The sequence below is a fragment of the Nocardia sp. NPDC047038 genome (assembly GCF_040644075.1).
In the GTDB taxonomy this organism is placed as follows: Bacteria; Actinomycetota; Actinomycetes; order Mycobacteriales; family Mycobacteriaceae; genus Nocardia; species Nocardia sichangensis.
This window is the reverse complement of the sequence record NZ_JBEYVQ010000005.1, coordinates 179,051-198,448: the sequence shown is the minus strand read 5'-3', so window position 1 is coordinate 198,448 and position 19,398 is coordinate 179,051. Positions and strand designations below refer to the sequence as shown.

Annotated in this window: 19 protein-coding genes; 13 read left to right on the top strand and 6 right to left on the bottom strand. The window is 69.3% G+C overall.

Translation table 11 applies throughout. The features are described from left to right. The first annotated feature begins 36 nt into the window (after positions 1-36). The 6 genes from alr to tsaD are packed head-to-tail and all read left to right on the top strand — an operon-like array spanning position 37 to position 5,015. Entirely contained in the window at positions 37-1,164 is a 1,128-nt protein-coding gene (alr, locus tag ABZ824_RS20265) for an alanine racemase (RefSeq protein ID WP_356964890.1), read from the top strand. Beyond that, the gene (locus tag ABZ824_RS20260; RefSeq protein ID WP_356964717.1) at positions 1,161-2,249 is read left to right on the top strand and encodes an alpha/beta hydrolase; all 1,089 of its coding nucleotides are present in this window, start codon (positions 1,161-1,163) and stop codon (positions 2,247-2,249) included. Before alr ends, ABZ824_RS20260 begins: the two co-directional genes overlap by 4 nt. After that, complete coding sequence (gene tsaE / locus ABZ824_RS20255; RefSeq protein ID WP_355076288.1) at positions 2,242-2,694, top strand: tRNA (adenosine(37)-N6)-threonylcarbamoyltransferase complex ATPase subunit type 1 TsaE; 453 nt, start codon at positions 2,242-2,244, stop codon at positions 2,692-2,694. The genes ABZ824_RS20260 and tsaE overlap by 8 nt, the downstream gene beginning before the upstream one ends. Before the next feature lie 55 nt (positions 2,695-2,749). After that, positions 2,750-3,466, top strand: coding sequence for a tRNA (adenosine(37)-N6)-threonylcarbamoyltransferase complex dimerization subunit type 1 TsaB (gene tsaB / locus ABZ824_RS20250; RefSeq protein WP_356964715.1), 717 nt, complete (start codon positions 2,750-2,752; stop codon positions 3,464-3,466). A gap of 5 nt (positions 3,467-3,471) precedes the next feature. Beyond that, positions 3,472-3,975, top strand: a complete 504-nt coding sequence (gene rimI, locus ABZ824_RS20245; RefSeq protein ID WP_356964713.1) for a ribosomal protein S18-alanine N-acetyltransferase — start codon at positions 3,472-3,474, stop codon at positions 3,973-3,975. Then, positions 3,972-5,015: a tRNA (adenosine(37)-N6)-threonylcarbamoyltransferase complex transferase subunit TsaD gene (gene tsaD, locus ABZ824_RS20240; RefSeq protein WP_355076294.1), complete on the top strand. Its 1,044-nt coding sequence runs from the start codon at positions 3,972-3,974 to the stop codon at positions 5,013-5,015. The genes rimI and tsaD overlap by 4 nt, the downstream gene beginning before the upstream one ends. Positions 5,016-5,102: 87 nt before the next feature. Here the strand turns inward: tsaD and ABZ824_RS20235 are convergent, their stop codons facing one another. Beyond that, positions 5,103-6,638 carry an Hsp70 family protein gene (locus ABZ824_RS20235; RefSeq protein ID WP_356964712.1) on the bottom strand — a complete coding sequence of 512 codons (1,536 nt, stop codon included), beginning with the start codon at positions 6,636-6,638 and terminating at the stop codon, positions 5,103-5,105. A gap of 586 nt (positions 6,639-7,224) precedes the next feature. Between ABZ824_RS20235 and groES the strand changes: the two genes are divergently transcribed. Further along, positions 7,225-7,527 (top strand): co-chaperone GroES, encoded by a 303-nt coding sequence (gene groES / locus ABZ824_RS20230; RefSeq protein ID WP_028479292.1) that lies wholly within the window; start codon positions 7,225-7,227, stop codon positions 7,525-7,527. A gap of 174 nt (positions 7,528-7,701) precedes the next feature. Next, the gene (groL, locus tag ABZ824_RS20225; RefSeq protein WP_356964710.1) at positions 7,702-9,312 is read left to right on the top strand and encodes a chaperonin GroEL; all 1,611 of its coding nucleotides are present in this window, start codon (positions 7,702-7,704) and stop codon (positions 9,310-9,312) included. A 209-nt stretch (positions 9,313-9,521) separates the two neighbouring features. On the opposite strand, the gene ABZ824_RS20220 is transcribed toward groL, so the two are convergent. The 3 genes from ABZ824_RS20220 to ABZ824_RS20210 all read right to left on the bottom strand — a co-directional run bounded on the left by ABZ824_RS20220 (position 9,522) and on the right by ABZ824_RS20210 (position 11,073). After that, entirely contained in the window at positions 9,522-9,773 is a 252-nt protein-coding gene (locus ABZ824_RS20220; protein WP_355076299.1) for a hypothetical protein, read from the bottom strand. Between the two features lies 1 nt (position 9,774). After that, positions 9,775-10,350 carry a sigma-70 family RNA polymerase sigma factor gene (locus tag ABZ824_RS20215; RefSeq protein WP_355076300.1) on the bottom strand — a complete coding sequence of 192 codons (576 nt, stop codon included), beginning with the start codon at positions 10,348-10,350 and terminating at the stop codon, positions 9,775-9,777. 429 nt (positions 10,351-10,779) lie between these two features. Then, positions 10,780-11,073 (bottom strand): WhiB family transcriptional regulator, encoded by a 294-nt coding sequence (locus tag ABZ824_RS20210; protein WP_355076302.1) that lies wholly within the window; start codon positions 11,071-11,073, stop codon positions 10,780-10,782. 627 nt (positions 11,074-11,700) lie between these two features. Here ABZ824_RS20210 and ABZ824_RS20205 point away from each other — a divergent pair. The 3 genes from ABZ824_RS20205 (at position 11,701) to ABZ824_RS20195 (ending at position 14,457) form a co-directional block, all read left to right on the top strand. Then, positions 11,701-12,573, top strand: coding sequence for a hypothetical protein (locus ABZ824_RS20205; protein ID WP_356964709.1), 873 nt, complete (start codon positions 11,701-11,703; stop codon positions 12,571-12,573). Positions 12,574-12,707: 134 nt separating this feature from the next. Beyond that, positions 12,708-13,286 carry a sigma-70 family RNA polymerase sigma factor gene (locus ABZ824_RS20200; protein WP_039795737.1) on the top strand — a complete coding sequence of 193 codons (579 nt, stop codon included), beginning with the start codon at positions 12,708-12,710 and terminating at the stop codon, positions 13,284-13,286. Continuing rightward, complete coding sequence (locus ABZ824_RS20195; RefSeq protein ID WP_355076306.1) at positions 13,279-14,457, top strand: anti-sigma-D factor RsdA; 1,179 nt, start codon at positions 13,279-13,281, stop codon at positions 14,455-14,457. The genes ABZ824_RS20200 and ABZ824_RS20195 overlap by 8 nt, the downstream gene beginning before the upstream one ends. A gap of 238 nt (positions 14,458-14,695) precedes the next feature. Here ABZ824_RS20195 and ABZ824_RS20190 read toward each other — a convergent pair whose 3' ends face one another. Next, on the bottom strand, positions 14,696-15,109 hold the full coding sequence (locus tag ABZ824_RS20190) for a DUF5319 domain-containing protein (RefSeq protein WP_039795739.1): 414 nt from the start codon (positions 15,107-15,109) through the stop codon (positions 14,696-14,698). A 224-nt stretch (positions 15,110-15,333) separates the two neighbouring features. Between ABZ824_RS20190 and guaB the strand changes: the two genes are divergently transcribed. Both guaB and ABZ824_RS20180 read left to right on the top strand, forming a co-directional pair. Continuing rightward, a complete protein-coding gene (gene guaB, locus ABZ824_RS20185) occupies positions 15,334-16,878 on the top strand; it encodes an IMP dehydrogenase (protein ID WP_355076308.1) in 1,545 nt (514 codons plus the stop codon). Positions 16,879-17,168: 290 nt separating this feature from the next. Next, complete coding sequence (locus ABZ824_RS20180) at positions 17,169-18,332, top strand: GuaB3 family IMP dehydrogenase-related protein (RefSeq protein ID WP_355081654.1); 1,164 nt, start codon at positions 17,169-17,171, stop codon at positions 18,330-18,332. A 194-nt stretch (positions 18,333-18,526) separates the two neighbouring features. Here ABZ824_RS20180 and ABZ824_RS20175 read toward each other — a convergent pair whose 3' ends face one another. Beyond that, a complete protein-coding gene (locus ABZ824_RS20175; RefSeq protein ID WP_355078982.1) occupies positions 18,527-19,327 on the bottom strand; it encodes an alpha/beta fold hydrolase in 801 nt (266 codons plus the stop codon). Between the last annotated feature and the right edge of the window lie 71 nt (positions 19,328-19,398).

Genomic DNA, 19,398 nt, shown 5'->3' with positions numbered 1-19,398 from the left:
CGTGAGTCTTGCGTGCCCGACTGGTCCGCCCCGAATATGCGGAGAGGCGGCACAGCGCAAGTGGAAACGGTCATCGACCTGGACGCCATCGCCCACAACGTGCGGATTTTGCGGGAGCACGCGGGTGGCGCCGCGGTGATGGCGGTGGTGAAGGCCGACGGCTACAACCACGGCGCGGTCGAGGTGGGCCGGGCCGCTCTGGCTGCGGGCGCGGCGGAACTGGGTGTCACGACGGTGGGCGAGGCCGTGCAGTTGCGTGCGGCCGGGATCACCGCGCCCATCCTGTGCTGGTTGCACAGCACGGACACCGACTTCGCGCCTGCGGTGGCCGCCGACGTCGAGATCGGGATCTCTTCGGCGGCTCATCTGCGAGCGGTCGAGGCCGCGGCGCGCGAGCTGGGCCGTCCGGCGACGGTCACCCTGAAGGTGGACACCGGCCTGAACCGCAACGGCGTGTCGCCGGTCGCGTACCCGGAAGTCCTGACGGCGCTGCGCGCTCTGGTCGACGAGGGTGTGGTGCGGTTTCGCGCGATCTTCTCCCACCTCGCGCACGCCGACGAACCCGAGCATCCCAACAACGACGCGCAACGCGCCCGGTTCCTGGAGGCCATCGCCACGGCCAAGGAGCACGGCCTGGAACCGGAGCTGGCGCACATCGCCAACTCCGCCGCTACCCTGACCCGCCCTGACCTGGCCTTCGACTTGGTCCGGCCGGGCATCGCCATGTACGGCCTGTCCCCGATACCGGACGACGATTTCGGCCTGCGGCCCGCGATGACGTTCCAGGCAGAGGTCGCCCTGGTCAAACGAGTGGCCGCGGGCGAAGGCGTTTCCTATGGGCACCAGTGGATCGCGCCGCGCGACACCACCGTCGCGCTGATCCCCGCCGGTTACGCCGACGGCGTTTTCCGCCCCCTGAGCGGACGTTTCGATGTCTGGCTCGGCGGGGCGCCGCGCAGGAACGTGGGGCGGGTGTGCATGGACCAGTTCGTCGTCGACCTCGGAGACAACGCCGCGGGCGTTCAGGAAGGCGACACCGCGATTCTCTTCGGTGCGCGACCGCACGCCCAGGAGTGGGCGGACCTGCTCGACACCATCCACTACGAAGTGGTGTGTTCACCGCGCGGCCGGGTCACCCGGCGCTATGTCGGTGGCGTTCGATGAGCCGCTTCCGGGTGACCCCGCTGCGCGGCGGGCTGGCCACGGCTGGATTCGTCGGTGCGCTGGCAGGCGCCCACGCCTTGCGTCGCGCCGGTGCGCGGGTGTTGTGGCCCGCGCGGGGTGACGACTACCGCGACGAGAATTTCGCGCTGATCGATGCCGACCGCGCGGGGACGGTGCTCGCCGACGACGGCGTGCCGTTGGCCACGCGGATCTGCGGCCCCGACGACGCACCGGTGACGGTGATCTTCGTGCACGGCTTCTGCAACAGCATGGCTTCCTTCCACTTTCAGCGTCGTGACCTGGAAAAGCGCTACGGCGCAGGACTTCGCATGGTGCTGTTCGATCTGCGCGGACACGGCCGTTCCGGTGTGCCGAGCGCCGCGAGTTGTACCGTCGCACAGCTCGGGAGCGACCTCGCGGCCGTGCTGAACGCCACCGCACCGGCCGGGCCGGTGGTGCTGGTCGGGCATTCGCTGGGCGGGATGGCGATCCTGGCCGCGGCCGCGCGATTCCCGGAATTGTTCGCGGCCAGAGTGATCGGGATCGCACTGCTGTCGACCGCGGCCGCCGAGGTCACCGCGGCGGGAATCGGGCAACTGTTGCGCAATCCTGCGATCGACGGGTTCCGGGTGGCCGTATACACCGCGCCCGCGCTGGTGCAGGCGGGCCGCGTCACCGCTCGGCGGGTGATCACGCCGATCCTGCACGTCAGCTCGTTCCACGGACCGGTGAGCCCGACGCTGTCGCGCTTCACGACGCTGATGATCGACCAGACGCCCGTGGCGACCGTAGTGAAGTTCCTGCAGGCCAACGAGCTGCACGACGAGTCGGCGGCGTTGCCCGCGCTGGCGGGCACACCGATCCTGGTACTCGGCGGCGGGCACGATCTGGTGATCCCGTTCCGGAATTCGCGTGCGCTCGCCGCCGCTCTGCCGGGCAGCGAACTCATCCGGTTGGAAGGCGCGGCGCACATGCCGCATCTGCAATACCCGGACATAGTCAACGCCGCGCTGGATCGCTTGCTGGTGCGCGCGGGCGTGGTCGACCCGGCGCCGGGGGAGGCCTCGGAGGTAGCCCGTGGCTGATCCGGGGCATCGAGTGCTGCCCACCGTCGCCGACACCGAGGCGCTGGGCCGGGAACTGGCCACCGATCTGCGTGCCGGGGATCTCGTGGTGCTGGACGGTCCGCTCGGCGCGGGCAAGACCGCACTGACCCGCGGCATCGCCGAAGGTCTTGGCGTGCAGGGGCGGGTCAGTTCGCCGACGTTCATCATCGCCCGCCAGCACCGCGCGGGGCAGCGCGCAGGCGGCCCGTCGGTGCCCATGGTGCACGTGGACGCCTACCGGCTCGGCGGCGACCTGGACGAGCTGGACGCGCTGGACCTGGACACCGATCTGCATCAGGCGGTCGTCGTGGTGGAGTGGGGCCGCGGCGTGGTGGAGCACCTCGCGGATCGGCATCTGCGGGTGGTGCTGTCGCGGGCGCCGGACTCGGATGTGCGCACCGCCAGCTGGGAATGGGTCAATTAGCTACCGGGTAGCTCTGCGTCGGCCTCACCTACCACCCGGTATCGTTGGCCCAATCATGCTTGTACTAGCCGTCGACACCGCGACACCCGCCGTCACAGCGGGACTGGTGGACTTGGAGCAGGGCGCCGACGCGGCGAATCCGGTCCGGGTACGCACCGTCGCATCCCGGGTGCGGGTCGACCCCCGCGCCCATGCCGAGGTACTCACTCCGCAGATCCTCGAATGCCTCACCGAGGCAGGTCGTTCCAGGACCGAGATCGACGCGATCGTGGTCGGGGTCGGTCCGGGTCCGTTCACCGGCCTGCGCGTCGGCATGGCCACCGCGGCCGCGTTCGGCGACGCGCTCGGGATCCCGGTGTACGGCGCGTGCAGCCTCGACGCGATCGCAGCCGACGCCGCTGTCGACCCCGCGGTGCCGCCCCCCGTCGAGCTCCCGCCCGAAGCCGAACTGCTCGTGGTGACCGATGCCCGGCGGCGCGAGGTGTATTGGGCGCGGTACCGGGAGGGCGCGCGCGTAGCCGGACCCGAGGTGTGCAAGCCCTCCGACTTGGACGCGGGCGAGGCCACGGCGATCGCCGGATCAGCTTCGCACGTCGACTTCTTCGATCTGCCCGTGCTCCCCGCCGAGACGCCCTCGCCCGCCGGGTTGGTCCGCGTCGTTGCCGCCGAGGTGCTGTCTCGCAGCGTGCCGGAGCCGCTGGTTCCGCTGTACTTGCGCAGGCCGGACGCGGTCGAGAACGCCTACCGCCGACTCGACCGGACGGGGGCGTGAAGCCGGTGACTTTCCGAATCGCGCCGATGGTGGCCGCCGACATCACGCGCTGCGTCGAGCTGGAGCAATTGCTTTTTCCGGAGGACGACCCGTGGGCCGCCGTGGCGTTCCAGTCCGAGCTGGCCGGGCGGCACAACCGCTACATCACCGCGCGCGACGACGGCGGGCGAATGGTCGGCTACGCGGGTATCGCCCTGCTGGGTGATGCCGAACACCCCGAGGCCGAGGTCCACACCATCGGCGTCGACCCCGGCTGCCACCGCACAGGTGTCGGCACGCTCCTGCTGGAGGCGCTGCTCGCCGAGGCGGACCGGCGCGGTGGACCGGTGTTCCTGGAGGTCCGCACCGACAACGCGCCGGCGATCGCGCTGTACGCCAAGCACGGGTTCCACATCATCGGGTTGCGCAAGAACTACTACCACCCCAGTGGCGCGGACGCGTACACGATGCGTCGCCCCGCGCTGACCAGCGGGGAGCGCTGGCGCACACGGGACGAGGTGTTGTCGTGATCGTCATGGGCATCGAAAGCTCCTGCGACGAAACCGGAGTCGGCATCGTCCGCAGGCACCCCGACGGCACCTGCGTACTGCTCGCCGACGAGGTCGCTTCCAGCGTCGACCAGCACGCGCGCTTCGGCGGCGTCGTCCCCGAGATCGCCTCGCGCGCGCATCTCGAGGCGATCGTGCCCGCGATGCGCCGCGCGCTGTCGGCCGCGGGCATCGCGAAACCGGACGCGTTGGCGGTGACCATCGGCCCGGGCTTGGCCGGTGCGCTGCTGGTCGGTGTCGCCGCGGCGAAAGCGTATGCGGCGGCGTGGGATGTGCCCTTCTACGCGCTCAACCATCTCGGCGGGCACGTCGCGGTGGACACTCTGGAGCACGGGCCGATGCCGCCGTGCGTCGCGCTGCTGGTGTCGGGCGGGCACACGCATCTGCTGCACGTCACGGATCTGGCCGAGCCGATCGTCGAGCTGGGCAGCACCGTCGACGACGCGGCGGGCGAGGCGTTCGACAAGGTGGCGCGGCTGCTCGGGTTGGGCTTTCCCGGCGGTCCGGCGCTGGATGCCGCCGCGACGGCCGGTGATCCGCGCGCTATCGCCTTCCCTCGCGGCATGACCGGGCCGCGCGACCCGCGCTACGACTTCTCCTTCTCGGGTCTCAAGACCGCGGTCGCCCGTTACGTGGAGGCGGCCCAGCGCGACGGCGTCGCCGCGGAGGATCTGCCCATCCCCGATATCGCGGCGTCTTTCCAGGAGTCGGTCGCGGATGTGCTCACGATGAAGGCGGTTCGCGCGGCCCAGGATGTCGGCGTCGGCACGCTGGTGCTCGGCGGCGGCGCGACCGCCAACTCGCGGATCCGCTCGATGGCCGAGGAACGCTGCGCCGCGGCCGGTTTGACCTTGCGGGTGCCCAAGCCTCGGCTGTGCACGGACAACGGGGTGATGATCGCCGCGCTCGGCGCGCATGTCATCGCTGGTGGCGCGGCTGCTTCGCCGCTGACGGTCGCCACCGATCCGGGTCTGCCGGTGTCGGTCAGTATGGTTCGCTGACCGGCTCGGATTCAGCGCACGAAGCGGCGGCGGCCGCACCGGTTTCTTTCCGGTGAGATCGCCGCGAAGGGCCGTCGTGCGGCCGGATCAGTTCGGTGCGAGCAGTCCGGGATGCGACGCCGACCCCGAATTCCCCCGGAGGAGCGGCAGGCTCGACCGCGCGGGTGCCTGGGTGGGCGTCGGGCTCGTGCCGGGCGCCGGAGCGGTCGGCGCCGCCGGGTACCACGTCCGGCTCGATGGCGATTCGGGCGAACCGTTCGGTGCCGCATTCGGATTCCCGAACAGGGGGCCGAGCAGTTCGGGGAACGGAATCGGCGGAAGGTTCGGATCCGGGCGCAGCGTGGGCTGCGTGGGTGTGATCACCTGCGTGGACGACGGCCCGCCGGTCGTGCTCTGCGGTCCGCGTTCCGTGGTCGTCGGTGCGATGCCGGTGTTGTCCGGCGTGCGGTTGTGCGGCGTGGCGGCAGCCGTGGTCGCGGGCGGCGCGGATGTCGGGTTGGGCAGTTGCGACGCGCTGCTCGTGGTCCCCGCGGGAGAGACCTCGTCATCCGAGGTCGGCGCGAACGTCTTGACCCCGTAGCCGACGATCAGTCCGACGACCACGATCGCACCGGCGAGCGTGCCGAACACCTTGGTTACCGTCCCCGCGGGCGCGTCGCCGCCGAGCCCGGCGACCGGGAACACCGACGGCTGCATCGAATCGGCGACCAGCGCCGCGCCTTTGGCGGTCACCGCCTCGGGATCCGGCACGGTGAACACGGGGATGTCGAGGGCGGCGGTGAGCGTATCGAGCACCGCGGGGATGTTGGCGCCGCCGCCGATGACCGTGACCGCCTGCGGCTGCCTGGGCGCCCGGGCGAACGACATCGTGACGAACCGCGCCAGGTCGCGCAGCAGGTCGGCGATCAACTCTTCGAAGTCGGCCCTGGTCAGCTTCAGCGGACGACCGGCGACGTGGTCGATGGTGACCGCGGGCGCGATGGACAGGTGCTCCTTGGCCGCGCGGCCCCGGTTGGTGAGCATGCCGCGGTTCGGGCGGGTACCGCGCCGGGCGAAGTGCAGGTCCACCAGATGGTGGTAGATGAGATCGTCGATCGCCTTGCCGCTGACGGTCGCGGTGCGATCGGAACGGAGCAGGGAGCCGTCGGCGCGGTCGGCGACGGTGACGCCGAGCCCGGAGGCGCCGAGATCGACGATGGCGACCGTGTCGTAGCGGTCCAGCAGGCCGGTGTGCCGCAGGTAGGTCAGCGCGGCGGTGCCCTCCGGGATCAGCCGCAGGTCGCGCTGTTTTCCGGTGGCCGAGCGGATGATCTGGGCCTGCTCCTTGGTGCGGTAGGCGACCGCGACGCTGGTGGGCGGGTGACCCGTCGCCGGCTCGAAGTCGCGTGGCCCGCCCGCGAAACGGCCGCCGACCGGGCGGATGATCTCGCGTGGCGGCTGCGTGGTCGGCAGCTGGGTCGTCATCAGCTCGATCGAGGACGACACCAGGTCACCGAGATCGGAATGAGCCGCGTCGGCGGACACGACGCGGTAATCGAAGCTCTGCGTGCCGTTCGGCGCGGTGGAGACCAACGCCGAGCACACGACCTCTGCCCCGGCCGAGATGCCGAGGGATGTTCGCATGTTCACCTCCCTTCGAGCGGATGGTCATGGTGTCGCCGACCATCTCGAATGGACTGCCGGACCGCCGTATGGATGACGCGCGACCCGGACCGGGAAACGAACCGGCCCCTCGTCCGGGTGGGTCGCGGGGACCGGCCATGGATCACGTGTGTCTTGCTCTCTGGTGAAGCTGGTGGTGCAACGATCGTGCTGCGGCGCTGCGGGTTCGGCGACGCTGTGGTACCTCTGTGCCGCCTGGCCGCCGCTCGGAGGAGCGACGAACCGGCGGCCGGACCGCAACCGTCGTCAATAGTGTCACAATCCGTTATCCGAACGTTACTGTTTTCCCGAACTTATAGCCAAGCTCGCAGTGTCGCCGGGCGCGCCGCGCAAAGTTGGCACCGCCCAGCCTTGAGCGCTGGCACTCTCATGTATAGAGTGCTAGTCGGCACTGTGTGTAGTGCTTGTGCCAGCAGCTTGACCACTGGGCAGGGGTCCCGGCACCCGCGACGACGGGGCTATGCGCAGGGTCAGCATCGTGACCAACCGACGAGTTCGGAGCGACGAGTTCCGGACGACCGAATCCCCTGAAAGTGGAGGGCTCAACGTGGCGAGCGTGAACATCAAGCCGCTCGAGGACAAGATCCTCGTCCAGGCCAACGAGGCCGAGACGACGACGGCCTCCGGCCTGGTCATCCCTGACACGGCGAAGGAGAAGCCGCAGGAGGGCACCGTTGTCGCCGTCGGTCCCGGCCGGTGGGACGACGAGGGCGAGAAGCGCATCCCGCTGGATGTCCAGGAGGGTGACACCGTCATCTACAGCAAGTACGGCGGCACCGAGATCAAGTACCAGGGCGAGGAGTACCTCATCCTGTCGGCGCGCGACGTGCTGGCCGTCGTCACCAAGTAGCCGATCAGGCACGCATGCGTTCCGCCCCGGTGTCTTTCGTGACCCGGGGCGGAGTGCGTTCGGCGCCGACACCACGGCACTGAAACACGCGGTGCGAGCGACGGGCCCTGAGGCGGCAGCCTGCGTGACGACGGGACCCGGGAGCGCCGCAATCCACTACAGGAGCGAATCCCCATGGCAAAGCAGATCGAGTTCGACGAGAAGGCTCGCCGGGCTCTGGAACGCGGCGTCGACAAGCTCGCCGACGCCGTGAAGGTCACCCTGGGCCCGCGCGGACGGCACGTCGTACTCGCGAAGTCCTTCGGCGGCCCGACCGTCACCAACGACGGCGTCACCATCGCGCGCGACATCGAGCTGGAAGACCCGTTCGAGAACCTCGGCGCGCAGCTGGTCAAGAGCGTCGCCACCAAGACCAACGACGTCGCGGGCGACGGCACCACCACCGCCACCGTGCTGGCCCAGGCGCTGGTCCGCGCCGGGCTGAAGAACGTCGCGGCCGGGGCGAACCCGATCGTGGTCGGCTCCGGCATCGCCAAGGCCGCCGACGCGGTCTCCGAGGCGCTGCTCGCGCTGGCCACCCCGGTCTCCGGCGAGCAGGCCATCGCGCAGGTCGCGACCGTGTCCTCGCGGGACGAGGAGATCGGCGAGATGGTCGGCAAGGCGCTGACCACCGTCGGCAAGGACGGCGTCGTCACCGTCGAGGAGTCCTCGACGCTGCAGACCGAACTCGTCGTCACCGAGGGCGTGCAGTTCGACAAGGGCTACCTGTCGCCCTACTTCGTCACCGACCCCGACAGCCAGCAGGCCATCCTGGAGGACGTGTTCGTCCTGCTGCACCGCGAGAAGATCAGCTCGCTGCCGGACTTCCTGCCGCTGCTGGAGAAGATCGCCGAAAGCGGCAAGCCCGTCCTGATCATCGCCGAGGACGTCGAAGGCGAGGCGTTGTCGACCCTGGTGGTCAACGCCATCCGCAAGACGATCAAGGCCGTCGCGGTCAAGGCGCCGTTCTTCGGCGACCGCCGCAAGGCGTTCCTCGACGACTTGGCCGTGGTCACCGGCGGCACCGTGGTGAACCCCGATCTGGGCATCACCCTGCGCGAGGCAGGCCTCGACGTGCTCGGCAAGGTGCGCCGTGTCGTCGTCACCAAGGACGACACCACGATCATCGATGGCGCCGGTTCCGCGGCGGACGTGGAGGCGCGCGTCGCGCAGCTGCGCCGCGAGATCGAGGCCACCGATTCCGACTGGGATCGCGAGAAGCTGGAGGAGCGGCTGGCCAAGCTGGCAGGCGGCGTCGCGGTGATCAAGGTCGGCGCGGCCACCGAGACCGCGCTCAAGGAGCGCAAGTACCGCGTCGAGGACGCGGTGAGCGCCGCCAAGGCCGCCGTGGAAGAGGGCATCGTGCCCGGTGGCGGCACCGCGCTGGTGCAGGCGAGCAGCAAGCTCGTCGAGCTGCGCGATTCGCTGTCCGGTGACGAGGCCGTCGGCGTCGAGGTGGTCCGCACCGCGCTGCGTGCGCCGCTGTACTGGATCGCCACCAACGCGGGCCTGGACGGCGCCGTGGTGGTCAGCAAGGTCGCCGAGGGCAAGGATGGCTTCAACGCCGCCACGCTCACCTACGGCGACCTGCTCACCGACGGCGTCGTCGACCCCGTGAAGGTGACCCGTTCGGCCGTCGTCAACGCGGCGTCGGTCGCGCGCATGGTGCTCACCACCGAGAGCGCCGTGGTGGACAAGCCCGCCGAGGAGCAGAACGACCACGGCCACCACGGCCACGCGCACTGAGCCCGGTTTTCTCGGGACAACGCACGGACAAGGCCCCCGAACCACGCGGTTCGGGGGCCTTGCCGGATGCGGTCTCGACTATCGGTTGGACCGAGAGAGTTCCGAAGCGCGACACGCTGTCTGCCGCGTGATCGGAGGGAGGCCGCGGGAGGCTCAGGACCGCTGGGGTCGGTACGCGCGGGGCGGGAATGCCTGGCGGGACGCCGGATTCAGCTGGCGACCGGTGGCTGCTCGGCGGCGATGGCCGCGAGTAGGCGAGCACGCAGCGACGGCGGTGGAGTGGCCGCCGTGGCTGTAGCGAGAACGGCGAGCGCTTCTTTCGTGTCTCTGACTTCCTGGATGAACTCCGCGCGTAGCACGGGGTCCTCGCTGTCGAACAGCTCCTGCACTTCCTGATGGTCTTCGTCGTCGATCGATCCGAGCGCGACGGTGTGCGCGAGATCGATACGGCGTTCGTTCATCTCACGTCACCCCCAAACTTTTCTTCAGTCGTGTCAATCCGTCCCGAATCCGGGACTTAACCGTAGGTAACCCTACGTCGAGGTAGGTGGCTACCTCCGCATAGGTGCGTCCGCCGTAGTAGGCGAGCGAGATGGCTTCCCGCTGGGTTTCGGTGAGTGTGGCCAGACCGGCCAGGACGGCCTGTTGTTCGAGCCTGCGCTCGACCTCTTCGGTGACCTCGTCGAATTCGTTGCCGAGCACCCGGATCCCGTACGCGACCTCGCGCTGGGTGTGGGCTTGCTCGGCGCGGACCCGGTCCACGGCGCGCCGGTGGGCGAGCGTCATCAACCAGGTGACCGCGGAACCTTTCGCCGGATCGAAACTCGATGCCATGCGCCAGACCTGCAGATAAACCTCTTGCGTGGTCTCCTCCGCGTAGCCCGGATCGTGCAGAACGCGCAAAACCAAACCGAAGACGCGCGCACACGTCCGGTCGTACAACTCGGCGAATGCTTCCTGGTCGGCTCGACCGCATCGATGCAAAAGCGCGGCGAGCTCGATACTTTCGGCTGCGCGTGCCGTAACCGCAGAATCCACCGTGGGTGGGAAGGCTGCTCTTCGGAACGAGTCGCCCTCTGCGGCCGACGGCCGCGTTGTCACAACGCTCCATTCTGTGTCATCGGTCACTACCGTAGCGGGCCGCTATGACCTCCCTTCGGGTGGGGTGGCCACAAGGCTCGTCGTGGACCGGCGCCGCGTTGCGGAAAGCGCCGATACGCCGGACATCTCGGGAGCGACACGCCGTGACACGCCGAACCGTCGCACCGTGCCGGAACGCCGGGTGCACGGCCTCCGGCCTCGCTCGGCGGCCGGCCGATCGATGGTGACGATCGGAACCCACGCGCCGACCTTCGGCGCGGAACCGGTCACCGTGTCATGTGAGCGGCTCGGCCGAAGCATGTTGCAGTGGCCCGTTGTTTGCTAGGAATTCGACGCCCGGCGGCGTGCGGATGGGAGGGGATTGATTCAGACGGCCATGCGGCGGCGGCTGCGCCGCGCGTGCATCTCGCGCTCGGTCTCCGACATGCCGCCCCAGATGCCGTAGGGCTCGCTGACTTTCAGCGCGTGCGCGCGGCACTGCATGAGCACCGGGCAGGTGCGGCAGATCTCCTTGGCGCGCATCTCACGGGCCGTGCGGGCCCGGCCACGCTCACCATCGGGATGGAAGAACACCGCGGAATCCTGCCCGCGGCACGATCCTCGCATCTGCCAATCCCAGACATCGGCGTTGGGTCCCGGGAGGTGGGTCGGCATGGGCATGGTGAACTCCTCGTGGTGCGAGCTCGTCAGCGTTGTCGAGCAGTTGTTCTGCAACAGTTGTGGGCCACGACGCCGTGTCGGCGGGGGTACCCGGGGGGCTCGCCCTTCGTGGTCGCTGCAATTTCGCGCGGCGCCGTCCGTGGCGATGAGCTACGTTAGGTCCAGCCGCGAAATTCCGTCAATAGTTCGGCGCAGCACTTTTCCAAATCTCGCGCTGCCAAATTTAACCTCCGAACTGTTTACTTTTCGTGCTGGTTCCGGCGATACTGTTCGGTTGGCCGGAGGTCCGTGGCTGCCGCATGTGCCGCAACTGATCCAATTTCCGCTGGTAGAGGCGATTTCATGGTCGTAGCGCCGACGCGACGCCGATCTCGTGCCGATGATGTCGGTCACTGCCGCGGCCGAGGGGGTTCGTGGGGTGTGGATCCGAAGATGGCGGTAACGGGGCGGGCAGGTTAATTACGCGAAACACGCATGAATTCCCGGCGTGGCCGCTCGGCGATAGCCAGGACGAGATTTACCTAATGGCAACATCCGCTCGGCGACGGAAATCCCGAGTGTCGCCGGTCGGCCGTCGCTGACCTTTCCTCGCCGGAGCCCGGGTGCCGCACGGGATAGAGTGCGCCCGTGTTCGCGCCCGCTCCGCTCGGAGATCCTCACCTCGCGGTCCTCGCCGAGGCCGCCTTCGGCGCCGCTCCGGGTCGCGCCGCCGCCGACCTTCCGTCCGCGTCGGACGCACTCGGCCGGTGGTATCGCGCTGTGGTTCTCGGCGGCCAGGGCCGTTATGCGGCGGCGCGCGCCGAATTGCGAAGGGTATGCAACCACAGCAACGACCCCGTACTCCTCTCACTGGCGGGAAGTACCGAGGGTTCTTTTCTTCGGCAGCTCGGCTGGCACGAGCGCGCCGCGGCGTTCGACGGGCGGGCGGCCGCGTTGATCCTCACCGCCGGCGCCGGAGCGGAGCCGGACAGCGCCGAGGAGTTCGGCGGCTACCGTCCCAGCCGCGCCGACGCGATCTGCGACGCGCTCACCGGACTCGCCGCCGACGCGCTCGGAACCGGGCGCCTCGCGCTGGCCGACCGCTTGCTGCGGCGCAGCGCGTCGGCGGCACAGCAGTATCGGGCCGGTTGGCGTCCCGCGATCCGCTTGCGCTGGGTGTCCGCGGAAACGGCGCTGGCGGCAGGTGATTTCGAGGTGGCGGCGGCGCACGCGGCGGCCGCGCTGGAGCTGGCCGAGCGATCCCCGTCGGTGCGCCACCGGGTCAAGTCACGCTTGCTGGTCGCCGCCGCCGACGTGGCGCTCGACGCGCGGGGAAGATCGGGCGTCTCGGCCGAGGATGTCGCCGAGCAGTGCCGCGAGCACGGCCTGCTGCCGTTGCGCTGGGCTTGTGCCATGCTCCGCGCCGGATCGGGCGCGCGGGACGCGGCGGCGGAGGCGGCCGAATGTGCCGCGGCCATCGCCCGCTCCGGCGGCGTGTTGCGCCCCATGGCGGGGTGGTAGGTGATCACGGAGTCCACCGTGTTGACCAGTTCCGGCCAACGGGTCGCTATTGTTAGATCCGTTCCGCCCCTTCGGTGGAAGCATTGGTCGTCACCTGACCATGCCACTTTGTAACGCCGGGAATATCTCTGACGATGACGCACACGGGCGAAGAGTTGGACCTCGCCGTCGCTGCCGCTGCGCAGGGCGACAGATCCGCTTTAGCTCAGGTACTGGAGATGATCCGCCCGCTGGTGGTGCGCTACTGCCGCGCGCGGATCGGAGCCGCGGAGCGTGGGCAGCTCTCCGCGGACGACGTTGCGCAGGAGGTTTGCCTGGCTGTGATGACAGCCTTGCCCAGGTATCAAGACCAGGGCAGGCCCTTCATGGCCTTCGTTTACGGAATCGCTTCGCACAAGGTCGCCGACGCGCATCGCAACGCCGCCCGTAACAAGGCGGAGGCGATGGCCGAAGTACCAGATGTCATATCCACCGACCAGGGACCGGAACAACGAGCTCTCGAGTCCGAGACGAGCAGGCAGATGAACCGTCTGCTCGCGACGCTTCCCGAGAAGCATCGAGAGATCTTGATCCTGCGCTTGGTCATGGGTTTGTCAGCGGAAGAAACCGCGGTCGCCGTGGGCAGTACGGCGGGCGCGGTACGGGTCGCCCAACACAGGGCACTCGCGAAACTCAAGTCACAAGTGGCGAGGGCAGGTGAAATGTATGGCTAGGGATGGCGAGCGCGGTCGGGGTGACTGGAAGGCGCGGCTTGGATCGCGGAACAGCGGTCCCTACGCCGAGGCGTCCGGTGACACCGGCCCGGTCGACATCGCCGCGGTACGCCGCGACGATGCTCTGATCGATGCCATCGCCAGCGATGGTCCGGTGCACACCGACAGCGCCGAGGAGTATCAGCTCGCGACGTTGCTCGCGGACTGGCGAGCGGAGTTGATCGCGCCTCCGATGCCGGCCGAGCCGGACCTGGACGCGATCGTGGCCGCGGTCAACCAGGAGATCGGCGCGCGGCAGGTTCGCATCGGGGCGCACGGCGGCGGCGGGCGACTGCGGCTACTACGTCCGATCATGGGCACGGCGGCCGCGCTGGCCCTGGTCATCGGCGGCATGACGGCGTTCTCGTACAACGCCGAGCCGGGCGATCCGCTGTGGCGGGTCAAAGAGGTCGTGTTCAGCGAACAGGCCCAGACGACCGTGGTCCAGCGGGCGGGCGACGACCTGAACGAGGCTTCCACGCTGGTCACGCAGAACCCGACGCAGGCCAAGGTGCGCCTGGAGCGGGCCAAGGAGAATGCTGCGCAGGTCAGCGATCCGGACAAGCGCGCCGAGCTGATGACCGAGTGGGAACAGTTGCTCGCGAAGCTGCGCGAGGTCAATCCGGAGTTGGCCGATCAGCTGGGTGCGACGGTGCCCAAGACCACCGACCCGCGTGCCACCCCGGGCAACGCGACCACGAAGCCCAGCCCGACGCCAGGTAGCGGGACCTCGACGATCGTGCAGCAGCCGGGTCAGCCGACGAACAAGCCTTCGCCCTCGGCCGACGCCACCGCGCCCAATGGTGGTGGAACGTCGAACAGCGGCGGAACGACGAACGGCGGTGGCGCGCCGACCACGGTGCCGCCGGTGACGACACCGCCGCCCGTGACCACCCAGCCGCCGGCCACCGTGGAACCGACGGCTCCGCAGGAGCCGCCGGTCACCGAGGTCAAGCCGCCTGCGGGCGGACCTACGGGAGACACCGGTAATCCGACGGCGCCGCAGCAGCAGCCGCCGACAGCTCCGGCGCCGGGCAACACCAATACCCACAACAGCAACAATCAGCCGCCGCCGACGTTCAGCGTCCCCGGCATCCCCAACCCGGGCTCGTTCGTGCCGCCCGGCCGCTGACAGAAGAAAACGGTCCAGGCAAGAACCGATCGCCAGCCAGGCGGTCGGCTTTTTGTCTTTCCGGGAGAAGTCGGTCTAGCCAACGGCTGACCATAGGGTGGTAACTCATGGGCGTCTCCGCCCGCGACGGAACCTCGCGGTGCGTCTGCCGAAGTGATCGTGTGCGTCGAAAATCACAGCGGCAAAGGCGGGGTACGCGAGCCTCGAAAGGCCCGCGTGCGGTTCGATCGAGCCCGAATCAGCCGTCGAATCCGTCGAACCCGTCGCCGTGGAAGGCCTCGTTCATCGACGCGTCCGCGTAGCCCCGGCAGTAGTCCCAGGTGACGTACGCTTCCGGCGTCGGGTCGTAGGCGGGCTCGTGCGGGCGGACCGTGCCGTCGACCAGCAACTGAAGCAAGTTGGCGCGCAACATGTCCCAGTCGTGGTAGTGGTCCTGCCTACAGTCTTCGCAGCTGACCACGAGTCCGCGGATGCCGCGGTGGGCCAGCAGTGCCTCGTACACCGCGAGGTCGGCGAGATCCTCCTCGACCGCAAGGCGCTCGTGGGGATCCAGCGGTTCGCCGGGCTCGATGGCATCGAGCGCGGCGGACGGGTCGGAGGGGTCTCCGGCGAACGGATCCGGCGGCAAGCCAGGTGGTAGATGGTCACGCACATCCCCACGGTACGCAGAACAGGGTGGTCTGCGCCAGCTATGCGGCCTGCCAGTTTCGGTGGTGGGCTCACTTCGTCGGCGAGTTCACCGGACAGATACGATGGAGCACAGGCTACGGCGGGTCCCGATCGCACCGCCGCCGAACCACGTCCATCCCATCAGCCGTCACGGCGCCGGTGACACCGGCGCCGGTCGCTATCGACGTCCAGGAGGGGTCGATCCGAATGAGTAATCCCGTATCGGGCGAACGAATCGCAGTCCGCCCTCCTACGGGTGGCGACGATCCGAACAAGATCGCCATGCTCGGCCTCACGTTCGACGATGTGCTGCTGCTGCCTGCCGCCTCGGATCTCATCCCCAGTTCTGTGGAAACCTCCAGCGTGCTGACCAGGGAGATCCGCCTGCGCACGCCGTTGGTCAGCTCGGCCATGGACACGGTCACCGAGGCGCGGATGGCCATCGCGATGGCGCGCGCGGGCGGCATGGGCGTGTTGCACCGCAACCTCTCGACGGCCGACCAGGCCGCCCAGGTGGAGACGGTCAAGCGGTCCGAGGCCGGTATGGTCACCGACCCGGTGACCTGTCGTCCGACCGACACTCTCGCCGAGGTCGACGCGATGTGCGCCAGGTTCCGCATCTCGGGTCTTCCCGTGGTGGACGAGACCGGTGCGCTTGTGGGCATCATCACCAATCGCGACATGCGTTTCGAGGTGGATCAGAACCGCCGCGTCGCCGACGTCATGACCAAAGCCCCCTTGATCACCGCGCAGGAGGGCGTCACCGCGGAAGCCGCGCTCGGACTGCTGCGCAGGCACAAGGTGGAGAAGCTGCCGATCGTCGACGGCAACGGGCGCCTGCGCGGCCTGATCACCGTCAAGGACTTCGTCAAGACCGACCAGTACCCCAACGCCACCAAGGACCGTGACGGCCGCCTGCTGGTCGGCGCCGCGGTTGGTGTCGGCGAGGACGCCTGGTCGCGGGCCATGACACTGGCCGACGCGGGCGTCGACGTGCTCGTGGTGGACACCGCGCACGGTCACCAGGTGCAGGTGCTGCAGATGGTGACCAAGGTCAAGGCCGAGGTCGGCGACCGGATCCAGGTGGTCGGCGGCAACGTGGCCACCCGCCAGGGCGCGGCCGCGCTCGTCGAGGCGGGCGCGGACGCGGTCAAGGTGGGCGTCGGCCCCGGCTCGATCTGCACCACCCGCGTGGTCGCCGGTGTCGGCGCGCCGCAGATCACCGCGATCCTGGAGGCGGTCGCCGTGTGCAAGCCTGCAGGTGTCCCGGTGATCGCCGATGGCGGCATCCAGTTCTCCGGCGACATCGCCAAGGCCATCGCGGCGGGCGCGTCCACGGTGATGCTCGGGTCGCTGCTCGCGGGCACGGCCGAGTCGCCGGGCGAGCTGATCCTGGTCGGCGGTAAGCAGTTCAAGAGCTATCGCGGTATGGGCTCGCTGGGCGCCATGCAGGGCCGCGGCCAGGCGAAGTCGTTCTCCAAGGACCGTTATTTCCAGGACGACGTGCTCGCCGAGGACAAGCTGGTCCCCGAGGGCATCGAGGGCAGAGTGCCGTTCCGCGGCCCGGTCAACCAGGTGATCCACCAGTTGGTCGGCGGTCTGCGCGCGGCCATGGGTTACACCGGCTCGCAGTCGATCGCGCATCTGCAGGAAGCCCAGTTCGTGCAGATCACCGCGGCGGGTCTCAAGGAGAGCCACCCGCACGACATCACCATGACCGTCGAGGCCCCTAACTACACCGGACGGGGTTAGCCCACTAGGTTCATGTACAGGACCAACCGGTCCGTGCATGATGGAGCTTGCCCACCGGCTGTGGCGGTGAGCGACCTGCGGCGAGTTGGCGGTTTCGTGCTGCCCACCTGCCCCCACAAGTAACCACTGGAGGCGCGAGTCTTACGAGCGCCCGTTCGCGGCCCGGCTCGCGTTCCAGCGGTCGAAGCGCATGCGCGGCAGGCGCGAGTCTCGACCGCTGGAACGCGAGCCATAAGGGGCCGCGAACACGCAGCGCCGCAGGCGCTGCAAATCAGACAAGGAGATTTCGCGTGCGCGACATGGTGGAGATCGGCATGGGCCGGACCGCCCGGCGTACTTACGAGCTGGACGACGTCGACATCGTCCCCTCGCGCCGGACCCGCTCGTCGAAGCAGGTCTCGCTGTCCTGGCAGCTGGACGCCTACCGCTTCGAGATCCCGTTTCTCGCGCACCCCACCGACGCCCTGGTGTCCCCGGAGTTCGCCGTCGAACTCGGCCGCCTCGGCGGGCTCGGCGTGATCAACGGCGAGGGACTGTGGGCGCGGCACGCGGATGTCGGCGCGAAGATCGACCAGTTGCTGGAGCTGGTCGGCAAGGGCGGTTACGAGCGCGCCGTGGCGTTGCTGCAGGAGTTGCACGCCGCGCCGATGCAGCCGGATCTGCTCGCCGCCGCGGTGGCGCAGGTCCGCGCCGCCGGCGTCACCGTGGCGGTGCGGGTGAGCCCGCAGAACGCGCGCACGCTCACCCCGGCGCTGCTGCAGGCGGGCATCGACCTGCTCGTGGTGCATGGCACGATCATCTCCGCCGAACATGTCGGCGACGGTGAGCCGCTGAACCTCAAGACCTTCATCGCCGACCTGGACGTGCCCGTGGTCGCAGGCGGCGTGAGCGATCACCGCACCGCGCTGCACCTGATGCGCACCGGAGCGGCGGGCGTGATCGTCGGCTACGGCTCCTACCCCGGCGCGACCACCACCGGCGAGGTACTCGGCATCGGCGTGCCGATGGCCACCGCGATCGCGGATGCCGCCGCCGCCCGCCGCGATTACCTGGACGAGACCGGCGGTCGCTATGTGCACGTCATCGCGGACGGCGACATCTCCACCTCCGGGCAGCTGGCCAAGGCGATCGCGTGTGGCGCGGACGCGGCCATGCTCGGCGTCCCGCTCGCCGTGGCCGCGGAGGCGCCGGGCCGCGGCTGGTACTGGCCGTCGGCGGCCGCGCACCCGTCGGTGCCGCGCGGGTCGATGCTGCACGTCGACGATCCGTGGGATCTCGGTGGCGAGCCGGTCGGCGACACGGTGCGCCCCAGCCTGGAGCGGGTGCTCTTCGGCCCGTCCGACGATCCGTTCGGTTCGCTGAATCTCGTCGGCGGCCTGCGTCGTTCGATGGCCAAGGCCGGTTACTCGGACCTCAAGGAGTTCCAGAAGGTGGGTCTGAGCGTACGCGCTTGAAGGTAGGCCTGAGCGTACTGCGGCGCACCCTCCCAGCCACCGAGAAGCGAGTCTTACGAGCGCCGTTCGCGGCCCGGCTCGCGTTCCAGCGGTCGAAGCGCATGCGCCGCAGGCGCGAGTCTCGACCGCTGGAACGCGAGCCATGAGGGGCCGCGAACACGCAGCGCCGCAGGCGCTGCAAATCGACACAGCGTTCAGCGCACGCGGGTCGGTTTCGTTCGTGCGCGCAGGAACTGCTGGATCGCGTGGTTCACCGGCTCGGGGTGGGTCATCGTCACCGCGAGTCGGGCTTCGGCGATTTCGATGAAGGTGGCGCCGGACAGCCCGTGGGCCAGTTCCTGGGCGCGCTCGCGGTCCATGCCGCTGTGGGTGGGGTGGATCACCAAAGCGGGGCAAGCGATTTCGCGGAGGCGGTCCAGTACCGAATCCCGGCTGAGCAGGCAGCCCGCCGCCACCTCGATGCCGCGGCGGTCGCGCACCAGCCAGCGTTGGGTCCAGATCGAGCGGTACCACTCGTCGTCGCCGATCAGCCAGGAAGCCAGCTGGTGCACGGCTCGCTCGCGGGAGCCGTCGTCGTACCACTCGTCGAGGAATTTCTGCGTCGCGGTGGACTGCTCCGGGGTGGGACCGTGTGCTTCGGTGCTGATCAGGATCAGCGCGGAGACGCGTTCCGGTGCGATCAACGCGGTGCGCAGCGCCGTGAAACCCCCCTGCGCGGTGCCGCCGACGACGGCCCGCTCGGCGCCGAGATGATCCAGGACGGTCAGCGCGTCCCTGGCCGCGGTCCAATAGGTGAAGGGTAGGCCCTCGTCCCTGGTGCGGCCGTGGCCGCGGGCATCCCAGGAGACGATCCGGAATTCCGGTGCGAGAGCGGCCGTTTGGGCGGCGAACATGGTGCGGTCCATGAGGAACTCGTGCGCCAGCAGTACCACCGGGCCGTCCCCGCCGCTGTCCTCGTAGTGGATGTCGGCATCGATCGCGCGGGCGAAGGGCACGAGCAGAAGGATAACCAGCGAGCCGGGCCGCGGGTGACGATTCGGGCGGTCGGCTCGCCTCCCACACGGTG

Excerpts from the sequence above, each read along its gene's own strand:
- alr (WP_356964890.1), top strand. The coding sequence starts at position 37 with ATGCGGAGAGGCGGCACAGCGCAAGTGGAAACGGTCATCGACCTGGAC.
- ABZ824_RS20260 (WP_356964717.1), top strand. The coding sequence starts at position 1,161 with ATGAGCCGCTTCCGGGTGACCCCGCTGCGCGGCGGGCTGGCCACGGCT.
- tsaB (WP_356964715.1), top strand. The coding sequence starts at position 2,750 with ATGCTTGTACTAGCCGTCGACACCGCGACACCCGCCGTCACAGCGGGA.
- ABZ824_RS20235 (WP_356964712.1), bottom strand. The coding sequence starts at position 6,638 with ATGCGAACATCCCTCGGCATCTCGGCCGGGGCAGAGGTCGTGTGCTCG.
- groL (WP_356964710.1), top strand. The coding sequence starts at position 7,702 with ATGGCAAAGCAGATCGAGTTCGACGAGAAGGCTCGCCGGGCTCTGGAA.
- ABZ824_RS20220 (WP_355076299.1), bottom strand. The coding sequence starts at position 9,773 with ATGAACGAACGCCGTATCGATCTCGCGCACACCGTCGCGCTCGGATCG.
- ABZ824_RS20210 (WP_355076302.1), bottom strand. The coding sequence starts at position 11,073 with ATGCCCATGCCGACCCACCTCCCGGGACCCAACGCCGATGTCTGGGAT.
- ABZ824_RS20200 (WP_039795737.1), top strand. The coding sequence starts at position 12,708 with ATGACGCACACGGGCGAAGAGTTGGACCTCGCCGTCGCTGCCGCTGCG.
- ABZ824_RS20195 (WP_355076306.1), top strand. The coding sequence starts at position 13,279 with ATGGCTAGGGATGGCGAGCGCGGTCGGGGTGACTGGAAGGCGCGGCTT.
- guaB (WP_355076308.1), top strand. The coding sequence starts at position 15,334 with ATGAGTAATCCCGTATCGGGCGAACGAATCGCAGTCCGCCCTCCTACG.